The 627-nt window shown below is 29.5% G+C and carries 1 protein-coding gene; it reads left to right on the top strand.

The features are described 5' to 3' along the window. Positions 1–627 (top strand): heparinase II/III family protein (locus tag L1D50_RS23265; RefSeq protein ID WP_275660260.1); only part of this gene is annotated, 627 nt, incomplete at both ends.

The raw sequence follows: 627 nt of genomic DNA, 5'->3' as shown, positions 1-627 counted from the left end.
ATAAAATATATTGTAAGAGATGATAAAACAGACGTTAAAAATGTTTGGGAGCTCTCACGTCTACAACACTTGGTGACAGTTTCAAAAGCTTATGTTATTACATTGGATGAAAAGTTTTATAAATTTGTTAGGGAAAGTATCGTTTCTTGGATTACATCTAACCCGTATGGCTATTCGGTTAATTGGACTTGCAATATGGAAGTAGCAATAAGAGTTGTTAATGTTATTCTATGCTACGAGTTATTGAAAGAGCGAATTTACAAAGATAATGAGTTTGAAATCATTATTAAAACAATGGTTTACTATCATTGTAAACATATTTCGGAAAACTTAGAGAACTACTCCGAACTCAGAAATAACCATTATTTAGCAAATTTAATGGGGCTGCTTATATCTTCAAAATTTTTGGAGGAAAAAAATAAGTCTTATTATGAAAAACTCCAAAAATTTGCAAAGTTTGAAATGCAAAATGAAATAGACAAGCAGATTTATGACGATGGGGTGACATATGAAGTATCCACTGGTTATCAAAAACTAGTTTATGAAATTTTGCTTTTTTCTATCGTTTTAGGAGAAACGGAAGAAAATAAGTTTGATATAAAGTACATACATAAACTATATGATATG

The sequence above is a fragment of the Pseudoalteromonas sp. Isolate6 genome, assembly GCF_022398435.1.
In the GTDB taxonomy this organism is placed as follows: domain Bacteria; phylum Pseudomonadota; class Gammaproteobacteria; order Enterobacterales; family Alteromonadaceae; genus Pseudoalteromonas; species Pseudoalteromonas galatheae.
This window is presented reverse-complemented; position numbering and strand designations above follow the sequence as displayed.